At 60.7% G+C, this 1,347-nt stretch carries 1 protein-coding gene and 1 other annotated feature; the gene reads left to right on the top strand.

Features of this window, described 5'->3' with window-relative positions:
* Positions 1–52: 52 nt before the first annotated feature.
* Positions 53–1,314, top strand: a protein-coding gene (locus AC3WTE_RS32600) for an IS3-like element ISRru1 family transposase (protein WP_135422486.1) whose coding sequence is annotated in 2 segments (ribosomal slippage) — positions 53–347 and positions 347–1,314 — 1,263 coding nt in all. Because the reading frame shifts where the segments join, the coding sequence is not laid out codon by codon here.
* Positions 337–468, top strand: a sequence feature (AL1L pseudoknot). Its footprint overlaps the gene before it by 132 nt.
* Positions 1,315–1,347: the final 33 nt, after the last annotated feature.

Raw genomic sequence — 1,347 nt, 5'->3', positions numbered from 1 at the left:
TGAACCACCCTGGGGCTGGTGGAGACTGTGATCTCACCAGGAGAATGCAGATATGGGTGCACCAAGGAAGTTCGATGCTGAGACGCGGGAGCGGGCAGTTCGGATGTATCGCGACCGGCTCAAGGAGTACGGCGAGCCGAAAGTAACGGCCCGTAAGCACGTCGGGGCTCTGCTCGATATCAACCCGGCGACGATCCGAAACTGGATCGAGAAGAACGATCCGGCCACCGAGGCACACGGGCCCGTCGCAGGAGTTGACCGCGACGAGGAGTTGAAGGCGCTACGGCGTGAGAACTCCGAATTGCGAAGAGCCAACGAGATTCTCAAGACAGCGTCAGCGTTTTTCGCAGCGGCGGAGGTCGACCGCCGACTTCGGTGATCGTCGAGTACATCGACGAATACCGCCACCTTTTCGGGGTCGACCCGATCTGCACCGTACTCAAAGAGCACGGCATCAAGATCGCCCCGTCCACCTACTACGCCGCCAAGAAACGCGGCACCGTCTCCGCAGCGGCACTGGAAGAGGCGTACGCCACGAACACCGTTCACGGGTTCTTCGTGGCAAACAGACGCCTCTACGGAGCCAAGAAAATCTGGCATGCAATGAAACGCGCTGGTCACGAGATCGGCCGCGATCAGGTCGCTCGGTTGATGACGATCTGCGGAGCAGAGGGTGTTGTCCGCGGACGCCGGCGTACGGTGACCACCGAACGCGATGATCGTGCCCCTCGACATCCGGATCTGATTGCCCGGCAGTGGGGCGCGCCGACTCAACCGGACCAGTGGTGGGTTGCCGATTTTACTTATTGCTGGACGTTGGTTGGTTTCGTGTACACCTCGTTCGTGGTCGATGTGTTCTCCCGCCGGATTCTCGGGTGGAGGGTCATGACGACGAAGGCGACGCCGCTGGTGTCGGGTGTACTCGAGCAAGCATTGTTCACACGTCGCCGGTCCGACTTCGCGTTCACTGCAACGGGTTTGGTCCATCACTCGGACGCGGGTTCCCAGTATACGTCTCTGGCGTTCACCGAGGCGTTGATCGAATCCGGCATCGCTGGATCGATCGGCAGCGTCGGCGACGCGCTCGACAATGCGTTGATGGAATCGACGATCGGGTTGTACAAGACCGAGCTGATCGACCGGCAGAAGTCGTGGAGCGGGCGCAGCGAGGTCGAGCGCGAGACGGCTTCCTGGGTGCATTGGTTCAACACCAGCCGCCTGCACTCCTCGATCGGATACCAACCGCCCATCGACTACGAAAACGAGTACCGTCAACAACGCTCGACAGCCACCTCCGACCGCGACGTGGCTTGAACCAGGTCTCCATCAGATCCAGGGTGGTTCAGA

The sequence above is a fragment of the Mycobacterium sp. FW102-FHT13B02 genome (genome assembly GCF_058790275.1).
Note: the sequence above shows the minus strand (reverse complement) of the source record. Positions and strands in the feature narration are given on the sequence as shown.